The sequence below is a fragment of the Spiribacter sp. SSL99 genome, from assembly GCF_009805925.1.
Taxonomy (GTDB): Bacteria; Pseudomonadota; Gammaproteobacteria; order Nitrococcales; family Nitrococcaceae; genus Spiribacter; species Spiribacter roseus.
In genome coordinates this window covers 80,202-96,996 of record NZ_MAOM01000017.1, presented here as the reverse complement: position 1 = coordinate 96,996, position 16,795 = coordinate 80,202, and the positions used below count along the sequence as shown (strand labels likewise).

Here is a 16,795-nt window from a genome sequence, read left to right as displayed (position 1 = left end):
TCGATTCAATGAGCGATCAGATAAAGATCTCGATCCAGCATCTGTACAAGATCTTCGGTGACGACCCGGCCGCAGCGCTGGAACACGTCAAGGCCGGTGTCAACAAAACCGATCTGCTCGAGCAGTACGGACATGTCCTGGGGCTCCAGGACATCAACGTGGACATGGCGGATGGTCAGATCACCGTCATCATGGGGCTGTCCGGCTCGGGCAAATCGACGCTGATCCGGCACCTCAACCGCTTGATCGAGCCCACCTCCGGTGACGTCACGGTCAATGGCGAGAATGTCATCGCCTATGACGAGACCGCGCTGCGCCAACTGCGGCGTGAGCACATGTCCATGGTGTTCCAGAAGTTCGGCCTGCTGCCCCATCGCACCATCGCCGAGAATGCGGCAATGCCGCTGATCGTGCGCGGTGAAGACAAGCAGGCCGCCCTGGAGGAAGCCAGCAAATGGCTCAAGCGGGTCGGGCTTCAGGGTAATGACAACCAGCACCCGCATCAGCTCTCCGGTGGCATGCAGCAGCGGGTCGGTATCGCACGGGCGCTGACGTCCAACTCCGACATCATGCTGATGGACGAGGCCTTCTCGGCACTCGATCCGTTGATCCGCACCGACATGCAGGACCTGCTGCTCGAGCTGCAGCAGGAACTGCACAAGACCATCGTGTTCATCACCCATGACCTGGACGAGGCGCTGAAGCTCGCCGACCATCTGGTGATTCTCAAGGACGGCTATACGGTGCAGCAGGGCGAGCCGCAGGACATCCTCCTGCGACCCAATGACCCCTACATCATCGACTTCATCAGCGACATCAACCGCGCCCGCGTGCTGCGGGTCCGCTCGGTGATGCAGCACACCCGCGAGCCCATTGAAGGCCCCGTGGCGGGAGAGATCGACGAGGAGTCCAACCTCGAGTCGGTGATTGCCGCCTCGGATGGTGACACCGGGTTGGTCTACCGGGTGACCAAGGACGGAGAGCAGGTGGGCATGATCGACATGCAGACCCTGGTCAAGGCCCTTGTGCCCACCAGCGCGGCGGTGGATGGCGTGCGCGGCAATTACTGAGCCGACTGCCCGCGGGTAGAAAAAGGGGCCACGCCATCGGCGTCGGCCCTTTTTTTGTGCTCAGACGAGAGGGTCAGCGGTCTTCGGCAAAGGCGTCGAATGCCTCCAGCGCCTGAGCGCCATAGACGAATGCCGGGCCGCCGCCCATGTAGAGGCAGACCCCGATGGTCTCCAGCACCTCGGCGCGGGTCGCGCCGTACTCGGCCGCCGCCTTGGCATGAAAGGCGATGCAGCCCTCGCAGCGAATCGCCACACCAATGGACAGCGCCATCAGCTCCTTGTCCTTGGCACTGAGCGCGCCGTCCTTTTCCGCCGCCTTCGAGAGCTGGGTAAAGCCCTTGGCGACTTCGGGATGCCCCTTGCCGAAGGACTGCATGAGCTTGGTCAGCTCGTCGGTTGTGTTCGCCCAATCCTTGTACATCGATGACTCCTTGACGTCTTACTGAAAGTTACCCGTCTCGAAGGCAAGCACTGCCACCGAGACATGCGCGTCGGCCCGCGCCTGCGAGGCGAGCTGTTCGGCATCGAGAAGCCCGTTCTGTGCGGCCAGCACATCGGGCAGATTGCCGACCCCCTCGCGATAGGCCGAGAGCGTCGCCTCGGCCGTCCGGCGCGAGGCCGCCACCAGGGATTCGGCACTGCGCACCGCCTCGACCGCGGTCCGCATGCCCTCATAAGCCGTGATGATGGCCGCCTCGGCCTCATTACGCACGGCAGCGAGGGCCGCTTCGGCGCCCGCCACTTCGGCTGCCGCGGCGCTGCGTCGACTCTCCCGAAGCCCACCATTGAAGATGGGCACCTCGAGCGTCAACAGCGCAAGGCTGTCCGTCGCGGGTAAATCAAATCGATTACCGTTGATCGCCAGCCCACCCTCGTTACGAGCCAGCGACGCCACCACACCGACTTTGGGCCGGAATTCGGCCTCGGCACCAGCCTGTGCAGCGCGCTGCGCCTGGAGATTGAGCACGGCCTGGAGAATGTCGGGCCGGTGCACCAGGGCGTCGCGGACAAGACCATCCAGCCGCTGGGTCATCTCCACCGGCAAAGGCATGGGCCCCGTGGCGATCGCCAGATCATCATCCGGCGCGACACCCACGCTTGCCAGCAGGGCGGCGCGCGCGCTCCGGGCCTCGCCCCGGGCGCGTAGATCATCAAGCTGGGCCTGCGCCAGCGCCTGCTCGGCCTGGGCGACCTCGACAACATCGCCCAGGCCCTGGTCCCGCCGGGCCCGAGCGGCCGCCAGAATCCGCCGGCTATTGGCGAGCGCCTCTGCCGCCGCCTCCGCCTGGGTGCGCGCCGATCGCAGCTCGTGGTACTCGCGGGTCACATCAAGCACCGTTTCCTGGTGGGCCAGGTTGAACCCGATGTTCTCCGAGAGCGCGAGTCGGCGCGCGAGTCTGACAGCGGCATCGCGACCGCCGGAATCGTAAAGGAGCCACTCCGCATAGACCGTGGGCACGGTGGCCGTGGCGGTATTGTCGACCGTGGTACTGCCAAGTCCGGGCAGGTCATAGGTAATGTCGGAGCGCCCGCGCCCCATGACCAGTCCCGCGCCGATCTGCGGGAAATACTCGGCGCTGGCCGCATCCACGGCATGGGCGGCAACCCGTGCCTGCTCCCAAGCGACCCGCGTCTCGGGGTTGAGGCGCTGAGCGAGATCAATAAGCGCCGGCAGATCGTGCGGCGCATCCCGATGCACGGCTGGCATCGGGCGATCCGTCGCCCCCAGTGCCTGCTGGGCCTGATCGGTCAGCGTCACGGGCACATCCCACTCAGTCACTGAGCTTGCCGGCGCCAGCGAATCCATGCGCGGGGAACATCCGCAGAGGACTATGACGAGAGCGCTGGCTGCGGCGACTCGGCCGCGCAGGGAGCGGTACGGCATCCTGCGATCTCCTGGAGGTAATTGACGAGGGCCTGGTCCTTCGCGTCCGCGCCGGTGGCACCCAGCGACGGGTCGGCGGTGCGTGTCCATGGCGGCGCCAGGCGGCCCATGGCGAAGGTCTCGGCATCCTGCTCGAATGCCTCGGCAAACGCTTGCGTGTTGATCAACGGGGCACCGGAGGCCCGCGCCCGGCGACGCTCGAGCGTCGATGCCACGGCGAGGGTGGTGAACGCCTCATCGATGGCGGCGCCCCAGGCGGGGGTGATGGAATCGATTTCGACGGCCCGCTCGAAGGCGGTGTAATCCTGCAGGTCCCGCGCGCGCCCCAGGCCCGCGAGCACACCCGCGCGCTCGGGCAGCGGACTCCCCCGGAGTCCGGCCGCCACGGACCGGTAGGCCCGCTGAATCCCATCGGCGACATCCACCCGCATGGGCAGCGGCCAGAGCGCGACAAAGGCGAACGCGCAGGCCAGCGAGCCGAGCAGGATACCGATGATGCGCCCGGTGGCCGGCTCGAAATCGTAGCTCGGGCCGAAATTCACCCCAAAAGTCCCGAAGGCCTCGAGCACCACGAGAAAGAACGCGAGGACAATCTGAAAGCCCGCGTAGGCAATGCGCTCGGAGCCGACCCCGATCCAACCGCCAATGGATGCGACAACGAACACCAGTAGCGCGAGCTGGCCGACATCATTCATCAGTGGGACGAGATAGATCAGACTCAACGCCGCGATCGCCGCCCCGATCAGACACCCGATCATCCGCAGCGTCATCTTGTGAACCGACTCGCCCAGAGTGGCCTCTGAGACGTAGTAACAGGTAATCAGGCAAGTGTGGACGCTCACCCACTCAAGTCCGGTAAAAAGCACGATGCAAGCCATCGCCGCCAGCGTGACCTTGGTGGCGAACTGCCAGTGGCGGGGTTCGGCCAACAACGCCCGAAACCCGACTGACTCGTTGGCGCGGGCGGGCGCCGCCGGCAGCGGGTCGCCTTTAAGAATACCGCCCACCCGACGCAGCTGCGCCGCCACGTCCTCGGCGGTGGCCGCGACCAGTGGCCTGTCGGCGGCGGACTCGGGGGCGCTCGCATGGACCATCGCCGCAGTGTCGGTCAGAGCCGCCGCCAGGCCGGACCGCGTGCGCTGATCGGCGCCGCTGGCGTCGAGGGCCGCCACCGCCAGCATCAGCTCGAGCAGCTCACGATCAAGCGCCTGCAGCCGCTGCCAGTCCGCCCGGGAAGTCGAGAGGCCCGCAAACTTATTCAGATCCTCGACCCGTGCCGGCGCCGCCGTGGCCCGTTCGGCAAAGGCCCCGGCATCGATCCGCCCGGCGAGCCGCTCCTCCACCGCCGCAAGCCGTTCCGCCAGACGATCTTCGACCACGCCCACCGCATTACGCCCGAACAGATACGCCAGCACCCCGATGGTGATCATCGCCACGATGACAATCGGCCCCACCCAGGCGATACCGCGAGTGAGCAGTTCGATCTCGTTGGGGATGGGCAGATTGACCACATCCGGCAGGATCACCAGAAACGTCAACAGCATCGCCAGCGTACTGGCGATGGGTCCGAGTGGCGTAGCGCTCGCCAGCCACATTCCGACAAACGTGATCACCGCGACCAACGCCATGCGCGCCGGTGGGTTATCCACCACCGCGGCGAGCATCGGGATGGACAGACCCACCACCAGGATCGAGAGCGCGGCGAAAACCACCGCCACGGCGATGGTGCCATTGGCATCGGGCCGATAGGCGAAGAAAACCAGATAGGCGGCCAGACCCGCTTCGGGAATACGAAGCGTCATGGACACCACGACGATGGCGGTACAGAGCCCTCCGATGGAGACGGCGTCACGAAAACGCCCCGGTCGCGGGGCGAGATCCGCGAGAATGCTCACCGCCCTCCTCCGGACTCAGGGGCCGCGCTCGCATCGGGCGTGAACACGACCCGGGCTGACGCCCCCAGCCGCCGCAGGTGATCCGGTGGGTTGTCGAGTTTGACGCGCACCGGGAAGCGCTGCGCCACCTGTACCCAGTCAAGCGTTGCCTGAACGTAGGGCAGTCGGCCGGCCAGATCGACGTCATCCGACAGCTGGATGCCCCGCCCAATGCTCTCGACCCGGCCCTTGACGGCCGTGCTGGTGTCAATCGCGACACTCACTTCCGCGTCGCTCCCGGGGCGTATCCCGGCGAGGTCGGTTTCCCGCACGAGTGCCACCGCGTGCCAGGACTGGTCATCAATGAGGGTGAGGATCGATTCGCCCGGGACCAGGTACTGCCCCCTGGCCGCGGAAAGACCCACGACAACCCCATCGAACGGCGCCCTGACAGTGGTCTGCTCAAGCTCCCAGCGGGCGAGCTGTGCCGCCGCCCGGGCCGCATCGCGCTCAGCCTCCAGCGCCTCAGCGGTCTCGATGAGATCGACGCTTGCAACGGCCGCCTGTTGTGCCTGACGCAGCGCCGTCTGCGCATTGGCACGGGCGGTGACGGCTTCATCATAGGTCTGCTGCGAGACGATGCCCGCCTCTGCCAATGGGGTCAGGCGCTCCACAGTGCGCTCCGCCAGCGCCAGGTCGTCTTCCGCGCGCTGAATCTCGTCACGCGCGCCATCGGCGTTGGCAGCCTCGGCCTCAATCCGCCGGCGGGCGTCCGCCAGTTCGGCCGTGGCGGCGTCGAGCGTCGCTTCAGCCTGACTGAGCGCCATGGCGTAGGGGGCCGGGTCGATCGTGAACAGGACCGCTCCGGCTTTCACCGGCTGATTTTCGCGAACGGCGATCTCGACAACACGGCCCGGCAACGGGGCGCCCAACAGCGTCGTATCCGCCGCGATCTGCGCATCACTGGTCCGCGGGCGCGTATCGAGCGTGCTCACCACCCGCTCGCCCATGATGCCGGCACCCAACAGCACGCCAATCAGCAGGCCGACCCCGATTATCCGGCGCCAGCGCCCCGGCGATCCCGAGCCGGCACCATGGCGGTCGGTGATGCGCTGGCGCATCGCCTCCCGCGCGCTCATCGCTGTCCCTGCCTTCTGACGGCGTGGCGATCAGTGACTGGCATAGAGGACCTCCCAGAGAATGAACGTCACCAGCAGGAAAAGCGCCAGATTGAACACTGGCCTGGCGGGAATCGCAGCCCCCAGACCCACCCAGCGCAGGATCAGCGTCAGCCCGACGGTGATCAGCGCCGCCGCCGCCACCACCAGAATCCAACCTGGGAAAAGGGTGCCAAACAGCGGGATCATTGCGAGCGATACTCCCGCACCCGGACCCAGGCGCGCAGATAGTTGAAAAACCCGCCGGCCAGGAACAGGACACTGCCGACCAGATACTGCGCCCCCAGAAAATCCGACAGCTCGATCGCAAGCCGCGAATCCCCGATGTTCCACAGATAGGGGATGGAGGCGGTGGTGAAGAGCACCGCGCCGGCCACAAAGCTGATGCCGGTCAGGGTGTACAGGCGCAGGGCGCGCGCACTGAGATGGTGGACCTGGAGCACATTGACGAATGGCGAGGCGGTGAACAGCAGGCTGCCGATGATGAAGCACCAGGCGCCCGCGACGGTCAGGTCCACGAAGGTGAAGAACAGGACGCTGCCGACAAGGAACAGGATCGTGCCGATCAGATAGCCGCTGGCCGCAACCAGTTCGAGTGAACGCCCCCGGTGCGGCTCGCGCCGGTAGCGCAGCACCTCCAGCACATCATGCGCCGTGACCAGCAGATAGAGGATGGAGCCAATGAAAAAGCCCCAGACACCCCAGTTGAGTTCGGCCTCCAGCGCAGGAAAAAAGAACAGGCTGCCAAAGATGAACGCAACGCCGCCAAAGACGTAGAGAATGGCGTTGACGCTCTCCCAGACAAACGTGCGTCCCGCCTTCTCGGAGGACTCCAGCAGGTCATAGGCCCGGCTGCGGTTGACGAAAAGATGTGGCATGGGGTCCTGAAACCTGTCATCAATGGATCAGCGCTAGATATTGCCACGAAAAGGCCGCCGCGCCGAGTCTCCGGGGGATCCGACACAAAAAGCCCCGCCGGGGCGCAGTGGCCGCGGCGGGGCTTCGCTTCACGGGGTGAAGGGCTCAGGCGACGCGATCGAACCGATCGTTGTCCATCACCTTGGTCCAGGCGCTGATGAAGTCGTTGACGAACTTCTCCTGGTTGTCGTCCTGCGCATAGACCTCGGCATAGGACCGTAGGATCGAGTTGGAGCCGAACACCAGGTCGGCCCGGGTGGCCGTCCATTTGACCTCGTCGGTCTGCCGGTCACGCACCTCGTAGCGGTTGGTGTCCACCGGCTTCCAGGTGTTGCCCATGTCGCACAGGTTGACGAAGAAGTCGTTGGTCAACTCGCCGGTCCGGTCGGTGAACACACCCTCCTGCGTGCCGCCGTGATTGGTGCCGAGCACCCGCATGCCGCCGACAAGCACGGTCATTTCCGGCCCGGTCAGACCCAGCAGCTGGGCGCGGTCGAGCATGAGCTCTTCGGCGCTGACGACGTAATCCTTCTTCATCCAGTTGCGGAAGCCATCGGCCTCGGGCTCCAGGACATCGAAGGACGCGGCATCAGTCTGCTCTTCGCTCGCATCACCCCGTCCGGTCAGGAACGGCACCGTGACATCGTAACCGGCCGCCTTGGCCGCCTGCTCGATGCCGACGTTGCCGGCCAGAACGATGGTGTCGGCCAGGCTCGCCCCGGCATCACGGGCCAGCGGCTCGAGCACACCGAGTACCTTCTGCAGCCGCTCAGGCTCGTTACCGGCCCAGTCCTTCTGGGGCGCCAGGCGGATGCGGGCGCCGTTGGCACCGCCGCGCAGGTCCGAGTTGCGGAACGTGCGGGCGCTGTCCCAGGCGGTCGCGACCATTTCATCGATCGACAGGCCACTCCCGGCGATCGCCGCCTTGAGTGCATCCACATCGTAATCGCGGTTGCCCGCGGGCACCGGATCCTGCCAGATCAAGTCCTCATCCGGGACATGCGGGCCGATGTAGCGGTCCTTGGGACCCATGTCACGGTGCGTGAGCTTGAACCAGGCGCGGGCGAACACGTCGTCGAAATAGGCCGGGTCGTTGTAGAACCGCTCCGAGATCTCCCGATAGGCCGGGTCCATCTTCATGGCCATGTCGGCATCGGTCATGATCGGATTGAGTCGGATGGAGGGATCCTCGACATCAACCGGCTTGTCCTCTTCCTTGATGTCCACCGGCTCCCACTGCCAGGCGCCGGCCGGGCTCTTCTTGAGCTCCCACTCGTAATTGAGCAGCAGATAGAAGTAGCCGTTGTCCCACTCGATCGGCTTCGTGGTCCAGGCGCCCTCAATACCACTGGTGACCGTGTCACGCCCGACGCCGCGCGTCGTGTGGTTGTTCCAGCCAAGGCCCTGCTCTTCGACGTCGGCCGCTTCCGGATCGGGCCCGAGCAGCTCGGCATCGCCATTGCCGTGGCACTTGCCCACGGTGTGACCGCCAGCGGTCAGCGCGACGGTTTCCTCGTCGTTCATCGCCATGCGATCAAAGGTCACCCGCACCTGTTCGGCCGTAGCCAGCGGATCCGGGTTGCCGTTGACACCCTCGGGGTTCACGTAGATCAGCCCCATCTGGACGGCGGCCAGCGGGTTTTCCATCGTCTCGGGGTTTTCAACATCCTCGTAGCGCTCGTCACTGGGCGCAAGAAATTCCTTCTCCGAGCCCCAGTAAATGTCCTTCTCGGGATGCCAGATGTCTTCACGGCCATAACCAAAGCCGAACACCTTGAGGCCCATGGACTCATACGCCACCGTGCCGGCAAGGATGATCAGGTCCGCCCAGCTCACCTGATTGCCGTACTTCTGCTTGAGCGGCCACAGGAGGCGGCGTGCCTTGTCCAGGTTGGTGTTATCCGGCCAGGAGTTCAGCGGCGCGAAGCGCTGGTTGCCGGTGCCCCCACCGCCCCGGCCGTCGGATGTGCGATAGGAGCCAGCAGCATGCCAGGCCATACGGATCATGAGGCCGCCATAATGGCCCCAGTCGGCCGGCCACCAGGACTGGCTGTCCTTCATGAACGCCCGCATGTCATTCCACAGCGCTTCGTAGTCGAGCTTCTTGACTTCCTCGCGGTAGTCAAAATGCTCGCCCATCGGGTTGGTCTTGGTGTCGTGCTGGTGGAGGATTTCCAGATTCAGCGCGTTGGGCCACCACTCCATATTGTCGCTGCTCTGGTTGGTCGCCCCGCCATGCATGACCGGGCATTTGCCCGCTTTATCGATATCGGCTGCTGCCATAGCTCGTATACTCCGCTCGTGCCAATGGTTGCTCTTCAGGCTGCAGTTATAACAAACACAGCTGAGGATGGAAGTTGTTGCTGCCAATGGGGGTAATAGCTGGGAGCAATCGAGCGAGGCTTTCTGTTAGCTGCAATCAATAGGTGGGTCTGGCGGAGAGGGAGGGATCGATTCGGCCCTGCGGGCCTCACCCTCCGGGCGCCTCGCGGCGCTCGGCGTCCCAATCGCTTGCGCGATTGGTCGAACCCACTATCTGCTTGTACCGAGGGTCCGAACCCCCCGGCACTGCCAGACATAAAAAAGGGGCCCGCGGCCCCTGTTTTATGTCTGGCGGAGAGGGAGGGATTCGAACCCTCGGTACGGGGTTACCGTACACGCGCTTTCCAGGCGCGCTCCTTCGACCGCTCGGACACCTCTCCAGAACAGCGTGCAGGTTAATTCACACCCGGCTCACGATCAATCGGTGCGGTGCCCCGGGGTGTAGACCGAGCTGGGAAACGGTGTGACGTTGCCGTCCGCCTCAGAGATCTTGGCGGTGCCTTCCTTTTCGACCTCGTCGACTCGTACGATGGAGTGCATGGGCACATAGGTGCGCTTGACGCCTTCGAACTCGCTCTTGAGTTTCTCTTCGGCGGGATCCACGACCACCTGGGTGCGCTCGCCAAAGGTGAGCTCCTCAATCTCCACAAACCCAAGCAGCCCGCCATCGGAAATATTACGGGCATAGATTTCATATATCTTGCCCTGGTTGTGGAAGATCACGCGATAGATATGCTCTGCAGACGCCATGCGGGTCCCGCCGGTGATTGCTGACATTAGCCGGTGAGCGTAACACGCGAGGCCATCGGGCACATTCGAGGCGGGAGGGGCGGACCGGGCCAGCCCCTGCTGCCCCGGCCTTTAACCGATTCAGTCCGCCGGCTGCTTGGCCACCCGCAGATACGGCTTGAGCGTTTCCCAGCCCTCGGGGAATTTATCCCGGGCCTGCTCGTCACTGACCGCCGGCGGGATGATGATGTCGTCACCGTCCTGCCAGTTCACGGGCGTCGCGACCGTGTGTCGGGCGTTCAGCTGAAGGGAATCGAGCAACCGCAGGATCTCGTTGAAATCACGCCCGGTGGTCATCGGGTAAACCAGCATCGCCTTGATGCGCTTGTCCGGCCCCACGACGTAGACAGCACGCACGGTGGCGTTGTCCATGGCCGTGCGCCCCTCGCAGCTGTCACCCTCGTCCTCGGGCAGCATGTCGTAGAGCTTGGCGACGGTCAGGTCCGTATCGCCGATCATCGGATAATTGGGCGCCGTCCCCTGAGTCTCCTCGATATCCTGCGCCCAGGTGGCATGGTTTTCGACCGGATCCACCGACAGGCCGATCACCTTGGTGCCACGCCTGTCGAACTCAGGCTTGAGCTGGGCCATGTAGCCGAGCTCAGTGGTGCAGACCGGCGTGAAGTCCTTCGGATGCGAGAAAAGAATCGCCCAGTTGTCACCGATCCAGTCATGAAAGCGGATCTCGCCTTCGGTTGTTTTGGCGGTAAAATCCGGCGCGAGGCTTCCGATACGCAGTCCCATCAAAACGCTCCATTGATTTGTGTTGGATAGCAATACCGGCACTGTATGACGGGACAGGCCCCAAACCAAAAGAATCATTTCTTATCTTTATATAACCGGATCGTATAAATGCACGCATGGGAAGGACAGAACTTCAGCGACGTCAGCCTGCTCACCCAACGCCGTGACCCCCGTCGGTTCCAGGTCGGCTGTGCCACCAGCAACGGCGAGGCCGTAGTGCTGCAGTGGTTTCGCAACATGCCCGAGATCTCGCAGTGGTTGCGACGCATGGAGCCGCAGCGCTGGGCGCTGCGGGGGCCTGCGCTGATTGCGATCAAATCGGCACTCGAGCCGATACTCACCCGGGTCGATGTGTATGGCCTCGAGGAGGACAGCCGCCTCGCCCACAACCGCATCACGGCCGATCATTACCAGATTCTGTGGTGGGGCGATTTCATGACCTTCGCGGCCGCCGGTGACCACTGGTCGGACACGTTCCTGACCCGCGAAGGACTCACGCCAGTGGATGCCGCCGACAACACCCAGGCGAAGACCCTTGCCGAGGCACTCCGGGCGCGGGTGGACGCCAAAGCCGACTGACATGGGGCAGTGCTTGCGTCGTGCGGGATGTCGGCCTTAATCTCGCCCCATGAGTAAACCGTGCATTTTCTGCGAGATCGTCGCCGGGCGGATGGATGCCGATGTAATCCATCGGGATGACCAGGTGGTGGCCTTTCACGACATTCACCCTCAGGCGCCCACGCATGTGCTGATCATCCCACGCAGGCACATCGAGAGCATGGTCGATATCCAGCCCGATGACGCGTCCCTGATCGGCCACATGCACCTGACCGCCAAAAAGCTCGCCCACGAGCTGGGAATCGCGGACACGGGGTATCGCAGCATATTCAACTGCGGCCGTGATGCCGGGCAGACCGTCTGGCATATCCATCTCCACCTAATGGGTGGGCGCAGCATGGGCTGGCCGCCCTGGCCGGGGAACTGAGCGATGCAGTTTTTTGTGGATGCCGCACAGGCCGACGACATCCGCGAGCTCAATGGCTATGGCCTGCTTGACGGGGTTACCACCAATCCGTCGCTGATCGCCAAGTCGGGGCGCGATTTCCGGACCGTTGTCGGCGAAATCTGCGAGATCGTGGATGGTCCGGTCTCCGCCGAAGTCGCCGCACTCGAGTACGAGGGCATGCTCCGCGAGGCGAGGACGCTGGCGGAAATTGCTGACAATGTTGTCGTCAAACTGCCCCTGACCCTGAATGGCCTCAAGGCCTGTCGACGACTCAGCGGCGATGGCATCGCCACCAATGTGACGCTCTGCTTTTCCGCCAACCAGGCACTGCTTGCGGCCAAGGCCGGCGCCACTTACGTATCGCCTTTCATTGGCCGACTCGATGACATCAACATCGATGGAATGGCCCTGATCAGCGATATCCGTGCCATCTATGACAACTACGACTTCCCCACGAAGATCCTTGCCGCATCGATCCGGCACGCCAACCACGTCAAAACCGCAGCGCTGGCGGGCGCCGATGTGGCGACGATCCCGCCCGGTGTCATTCGCGGGCTCGCCAACCACGTCCTAACGGACAAGGGGCTCGAGCAGTTCCTGAGCGACTGGGAGTCCACAGGACAGACTCTCTAGGTCCGTCGCATCCTGACTTGATGCCGGGCAACCTGGCGTGAGTGGGCGCATGGGATGATGCTCCCATGCAGCCGACATCCCTCAGCAATGAACAGCGCCTCTGGTGGGTGATCGTATTCGGGTACACGGGCATCATTCCGGTGCTCGCCTGGCTTACCCGGATGACGCCGCTGTGTCTGCCGGGATTCATTGACCTGAACGCCGATCTGGCCGCCCTGGTTCACGGCGCATTACCCGGCCTTATCGGCGTCTACTGGCTTCGCATCGCGCCCCAGGCGGTCACAAAGATTCTCTGGGTCTGGGTGATTGCTGAACTGCTGCGTCTTCCCGATGGCCCGGGTGTCCTGCCGATTGGCCTGCGCCTTGTGTTTATGGGTTGGTTGCTCGTCGTGATCATGCGGACGCCGAGCCGGGCATCGCCAGCCGGCACGCGCTTCGTTCGCCCGCTTCTGGCAGTGTCCCTGCTCGGGCTCGCCGCTGCCGGCATCATCGACGCCGTGGGCTCGGCGCTGCATGATCCTGGCGGACGCAACCAGGGCCTGGTGATTGGCTTGATCGCCAGCCTTCCCGCCGCCCTCAGCCTGTTGTTGACCGATCATCGAGTGCTGACGCGGTGGCTGGGCACGCCGGCCGGCTTACTAGTCGCCGGTGCTGCCGGGCTGCGGCTGGGCGCCCCCTACGACATGCAATGGCTCGCCGCCGCAGCGCTGGCCTGGTTGTTCGGTTTCTTGCTGACCGCCGCTGCCCCATGGGGTCAGCGCACGGACTCCCGATGACTCATGACGGTCAGCGCGGTCACCGAGGAGAGAATGATGATCATGCCCAGGACCTCGGCAAGGGATAGCGCCTCGCCCAGACCGATCACTCCGTAGAGCGTTGCGGTGACCGGTTCGATCATCGCCACCACGGCCGCCATCGTGGGCAGCACGCCGCGCAGGCCGATGAAATAGCAGAGAAACGACAGCCCCGCGCCGATCAACCCGAACAGCAAAAACAACGGTGCGTCGGGCGATAGCGGCACACTGACCGCCTGAGCCGGGTCAACGAGAAAGGCCAGAGCGAGCACGGCAGCCATGAAGGCGACCGTCAGCGAAACCGGGGTTCTGCCATGAGAGCCGGCCGATTTGAATGCAAAGATGAACACCGAGTACGAAATCCCCGAGAGCAGCCCCGCGAGAACGCCCCACAGACTGAATGCACCGGGGGTTGTCCGATATAGCCCGGTCAGCAGTACCACCCCCACCACGATCGCTGCAATCGCACCCAGCTTGAGCGTGGTGGGGCGCTCCGTACCGCGCGCAAACGACACGAAGTAGACCATGACCGGTGCGCTGTACATGAGGGTCACCGCCACGGCGACACTGGCCTCGCTGATGCTGATGAAATAGAAGGTCAGATTGCCGGTGACCCCCAGGCCGGCCAGCGCCGACCAGGCGACCAACGGGCGGGTGAGATTGAGGGAATAGCCCTGCAACCGGATCACCGCTACCCACGCCAGCATGCACAGAAGCCCGACAAGCAGCCGCCAGAACGTCAGCAGCTCCGGCGACCAGCCCGAGGTCATGAGCTGCCCCGCCAGCCCGCCTGCCAGTCCCCACTGAAAGGCAGCCGCCATGACAAGCGCAATCGGAAGCAACATCGGCATGGTCCCCGGTCACCGACTGAAAGGGTATGATTTGTGGTGACGATCAATCGACCAATATGGCGATTGAGGGTTCCAGCATCAATAAGCCCTGCCACGACGATTACTGAGCGTGGCGTTCAACTTTTCTGACAGGCCTCGGGCGGAGTGGAATTGGATACAGCGAAGCCGGCGAACGAGAAGACCAACGTCGCCATTCTTGCCGTCAGCCAGGCATTATTCCTGATTGCGGCCATTACTGTGATGACGTTAAGCGGCGTGGTGGGTCAGCAGCTGACGACCAGCCCCGCGCTGGCGACACTGCCGGTCGCTCTCATGCAGGTCGGTGCCCTGCTGGCCACCTTCCCGGCGTCCCTACTTATGAAACGGATGGGGCGTCGCCCCGGGTTCATCCTCGGCGCCACTGGGGGCGGTGCAGCCGGCGGCGCCCTGGCGGCTGCCGGCATTGCCCAGGACTCGTTCGTCCTGTTCAACGTGGGCAATCTGCTTTTGGGCGTCTATCAGGGCTTCGCCATGTATTACCGGTTTGCGGCCGCCGATTGCGCCAGCGAGGGCTTCCGAAGCCGGGCCATCTCTCTGGTAATGGCCGGTGGGGTCGCCGCCGCCTTTCTGGGGCCGTGGAACGCCAATTATGGCCAGAGCCTGTGGACAGCCCACGCCGAGGCGGGTCCCTATCTGATCGTGACCGCCCTGGCGCTGGTGGTCAGTCTACTCATGGTATTCCTCGATGTGCCGGCGTCGGGCCGGCCGGACAATACGGCCGCACAGCGACGTCTGCCGCAGATCATCAGCCAGCCGCGATTCATGGTGGCCCTGATGGCGGCTGCCATCGGCTATGCCGTGATGACTCTGGTGATGACCGCGACGCCCCTCGCCATGCGCGACAGCGGCTTTGCGATGGGCGATGCGGCTTTCGTGATGCAATGGCACGTGCTCGGCATGTTCGCCCCGTCGTTTGTCACCGGATCGCTCATCGCCCGCTTCGGTGTGCTCAATATCCTGTTCGCGGGTGGGGTCATCATGCTGATGAGTGTTGCCATTGCCCTCAGCGGCCAGGCCCTCCCCCAGTATTGGGCGGCATTGGTGGCGTTGGGCATTGGCTGGAATTTTCTGTTTATCGGGGGCAGCACCCTGGTCACCGAAACCCACACGGTTGAGGAACGCGGCAAGGTGCAGGGCATCAACGACCTGGTGATCTTCGGGCTGGTCGCCGCCGGTTCATTGATGGCGGGTGCGCTGCTGCATCACCTGGGCTGGGTAGGCCTCAACCTGACGGTCCTCCCCTTCATCGCGGTGACGCTGCTGGCGACCGCGACCCTGCAGTTAAGCCCGCGCAGCGTACGCGCCGCGGCCGCGAAGGAACCCTGACCGGAAGGCGCGCACAAAAAAACCGGCCGCAGCCGGTTTCCTTGATATCTGGCGCGCCCGGGAGGATTAACTCGGCCCCGCGGGCCTCGTTCCCTCGCGCGCTGCGCTCGGGTCGAACCCATGTTCCTTGGCTGGGGGTTCGAACCCTCCCGGGCGCGCACAAAAAAACCGGCCGCAGCCGGTTTCCTTGATGTCTGGCGCGCCCGGGAGGATTCGAACCCCCAGCCTCCTGATCCGTAGTCAGGTGCTCTATCCAGTTGAGCTACAGGCGCTGTGACGAGCGCGGAGTATGGCCAATTCACCCGGGGGCGTCAAGCGATGAGCAGCGGGCGGCCCAGACTTGCAACCGGGCTTTGCCGGTCTGTAGCGTATTGATTGAACGCTCAATCAATAGGATTTGTATGGACCATCCAATGCTCACTACCCGCCCCCTTCGCACGCTCGCCGGCGCCCTCGCCGTGGCAACCCTTTTCACCTCATCCGGCACGAGCGCCAACAGCATCGAACAGCAGCTCGAAGCCCTGCAGGATTTTCAGGTGATCGCACATCGTGGCGCTAGCGGTCACGCACCGGAGCATACGCTGCCCGCCTGGCAGCTAGCCCATGACATGGGCGCAGATTATCTCGAGCTGGATATCCAGATGACGGCGGATGGCCGGCTGGTGGTTTTTCACGATGAAACCATCGACCGCACAACCAATGGCGAAGGCCCTCTGCGCGACTACACGCTCGCAGAGCTGCAATCACTCGACGCCGGGAGCTGGTTCAACCAGGCCAACCCCAACCATGCGCGGTCAGACTTTAAGGGCACCCGGGTAGTCACGCTCGATGAGGTCATCGACCGATTCGGCACCCAGACTCGATATTACATTGAGACCAAATCCGCGGAACGCGACCCCACGCTTGAGGCCGAGCTGATGGACACTCTCAGCGAACGTGGCTTGATTGAGGCCGGCGCCGTCGTGATTCAGTCGTTTTCGCAGGAGAGTCTGCGGGAGGTCGAGTCCATCAATCCGGACGTACCGCTTGTGCAGCTCGTGTGGTACTACCCCGAAACAGAGGACAGCGACACATTGATCGAGTGGACGGGCGTCACGCCAGGCCCAGGCACGATCACCGACGCCGATTTCGAAACGATCCGTGAATATGCCGTGGGTATCGGCAGCAACCTGAATTATCAGGGGGATGCGGTGATTGATGAGGCATTCGTCAAACAGGCGCAGGCCAATGACCTGCGAGTGCATGTCTATACGATCAACGATATCCCGGCGATGGAGCAGTTGACTGACTGGGGCGTGGATGGGATCTTCACGGACTTCCCCGACCGGTTGGTTCGGCTGACCCGCTGAGCGCATAAAAAAGGGGG

General features: G+C 63.9%; 17 protein-coding genes and 2 tRNA genes. 7 read left to right on the top strand and 12 right to left on the bottom strand.

Going from position 1 to position 16,795, the window contains the following annotated elements; all coding sequences use genetic code 11:
• The first annotated feature begins 8 nt into the window (after nt 1-8).
• Nucleotides 9-1,070: an ATP-binding cassette domain-containing protein gene (locus tag BA899_RS06160; RefSeq protein ID WP_069134012.1), complete on the top strand. Its 1,062-nt coding sequence runs from the start codon at nt 9-11 to the stop codon at nt 1,068-1,070.
• Nucleotides 1,071-1,143: 73 nt separating this feature from the next.
• On the opposite strand, the gene BA899_RS06155 is transcribed toward BA899_RS06160, so the two are convergent.
• The 10 genes from BA899_RS06155 to BA899_RS06110 all read right to left on the bottom strand — a co-directional run bounded on the left by BA899_RS06155 (nt 1,144) and on the right by BA899_RS06110 (nt 10,780).
• On the bottom strand, nt 1,144-1,491 hold the full coding sequence (locus BA899_RS06155) for a carboxymuconolactone decarboxylase family protein (RefSeq protein WP_148122147.1): 348 nt from the start codon (nt 1,489-1,491) through the stop codon (nt 1,144-1,146).
• 18 nt (nt 1,492-1,509) lie between these two features.
• Entirely contained in the window at nt 1,510-2,877 is a 1,368-nt protein-coding gene (locus BA899_RS06150; RefSeq protein WP_159300085.1) for a TolC family protein, read from the bottom strand.
• 23 nt (nt 2,878-2,900) lie between these two features.
• Nucleotides 2,901-4,850, bottom strand: a complete 1,950-nt coding sequence (locus BA899_RS06145) for an FUSC family protein (RefSeq protein ID WP_159300084.1) — start codon at nt 4,848-4,850, stop codon at nt 2,901-2,903.
• On the bottom strand, nt 4,847-5,968 hold the full coding sequence (locus BA899_RS06140) for an HlyD family efflux transporter periplasmic adaptor subunit (protein WP_159300083.1): 1,122 nt from the start codon (nt 5,966-5,968) through the stop codon (nt 4,847-4,849). Before BA899_RS06140 ends, BA899_RS06145 begins: the two co-directional genes overlap by 4 nt.
• A 30-nt stretch (nt 5,969-5,998) precedes the next feature.
• Nucleotides 5,999-6,196, bottom strand: coding sequence for a DUF1656 domain-containing protein (locus BA899_RS06135; protein ID WP_069134008.1), 198 nt, complete (start codon nt 6,194-6,196; stop codon nt 5,999-6,001).
• On the bottom strand, nt 6,193-6,885 hold the full coding sequence (locus BA899_RS06130) for a YrhK family protein (RefSeq protein WP_069134007.1): 693 nt from the start codon (nt 6,883-6,885) through the stop codon (nt 6,193-6,195). The genes BA899_RS06135 and BA899_RS06130 overlap by 4 nt, the downstream gene beginning before the upstream one ends.
• 145 nt (nt 6,886-7,030) lie before the next feature.
• Complete coding sequence (gene katG / locus BA899_RS06125) at nt 7,031-9,208, bottom strand: catalase/peroxidase HPI (RefSeq protein ID WP_159300082.1); 2,178 nt, start codon at nt 9,206-9,208, stop codon at nt 7,031-7,033.
• Nucleotides 9,209-9,536: 328 nt separating this feature from the next.
• Nucleotides 9,537-9,627, bottom strand: a tRNA-Ser gene (locus tag BA899_RS06120).
• A 37-nt stretch (nt 9,628-9,664) separates the two neighbouring features.
• Nucleotides 9,665-9,997: a DUF1820 family protein gene (locus BA899_RS06115; protein WP_069134005.1), complete on the bottom strand. Its 333-nt coding sequence runs from the start codon at nt 9,995-9,997 to the stop codon at nt 9,665-9,667.
• A 120-nt stretch (nt 9,998-10,117) separates the two neighbouring features.
• Complete coding sequence (locus tag BA899_RS06110) at nt 10,118-10,780, bottom strand: peroxiredoxin (RefSeq protein ID WP_069134004.1); 663 nt, start codon at nt 10,778-10,780, stop codon at nt 10,118-10,120.
• Between the two features lie 108 nt (nt 10,781-10,888).
• Between BA899_RS06110 and BA899_RS06105 the strand changes: the two genes are divergently transcribed.
• From BA899_RS06105 to BA899_RS06090, 4 genes are all read left to right on the top strand, one after another.
• Nucleotides 10,889-11,359, top strand: a complete 471-nt coding sequence (locus BA899_RS06105; protein WP_159300081.1) for a hypothetical protein — start codon at nt 10,889-10,891, stop codon at nt 11,357-11,359.
• A gap of 49 nt (nt 11,360-11,408) precedes the next feature.
• Nucleotides 11,409-11,765 (top strand): histidine triad nucleotide-binding protein, encoded by a 357-nt coding sequence (locus tag BA899_RS06100; protein ID WP_159300080.1) that lies wholly within the window; start codon nt 11,409-11,411, stop codon nt 11,763-11,765.
• 3 nt (nt 11,766-11,768) lie between these two features.
• On the top strand, nt 11,769-12,419 hold the full coding sequence (gene fsa / locus BA899_RS06095) for a fructose-6-phosphate aldolase (RefSeq protein WP_159300079.1): 651 nt from the start codon (nt 11,769-11,771) through the stop codon (nt 12,417-12,419).
• A gap of 65 nt (nt 12,420-12,484) precedes the next feature.
• Nucleotides 12,485-13,195 (top strand): hypothetical protein, encoded by a 711-nt coding sequence (locus BA899_RS06090; protein ID WP_159300078.1) that lies wholly within the window; start codon nt 12,485-12,487, stop codon nt 13,193-13,195.
• On the opposite strand, the gene BA899_RS06085 is transcribed toward BA899_RS06090, so the two are convergent.
• Nucleotides 13,174-14,058, bottom strand: a complete 885-nt coding sequence (locus BA899_RS06085; protein WP_144348447.1) for a DMT family transporter — start codon at nt 14,056-14,058, stop codon at nt 13,174-13,176. The two genes, BA899_RS06090 and BA899_RS06085, sit on opposite strands and share 22 nt — an antisense overlap.
• A gap of 156 nt (nt 14,059-14,214) precedes the next feature.
• On the opposite strand from BA899_RS06085, the gene BA899_RS06080 reads away from it, so the two are divergent.
• Nucleotides 14,215-15,429, top strand: a complete 1,215-nt coding sequence (locus tag BA899_RS06080; protein ID WP_235013313.1) for an MFS transporter — start codon at nt 14,215-14,217, stop codon at nt 15,427-15,429.
• Nucleotides 15,430-15,624: 195 nt separating this feature from the next.
• Here BA899_RS06080 and BA899_RS06075 read toward each other — a convergent pair.
• Nucleotides 15,625-15,701, bottom strand: a tRNA-Arg gene (locus tag BA899_RS06075).
• Nucleotides 15,702-15,887: 186 nt separating this feature from the next.
• On the opposite strand from BA899_RS06075, the gene BA899_RS06070 reads away from it, so the two are divergent.
• On the top strand, nt 15,888-16,778 hold the full coding sequence (locus BA899_RS06070; protein ID WP_200833071.1) for a glycerophosphodiester phosphodiesterase: 891 nt from the start codon (nt 15,888-15,890) through the stop codon (nt 16,776-16,778).
• Nucleotides 16,779-16,795: the final 17 nt, after the last annotated feature.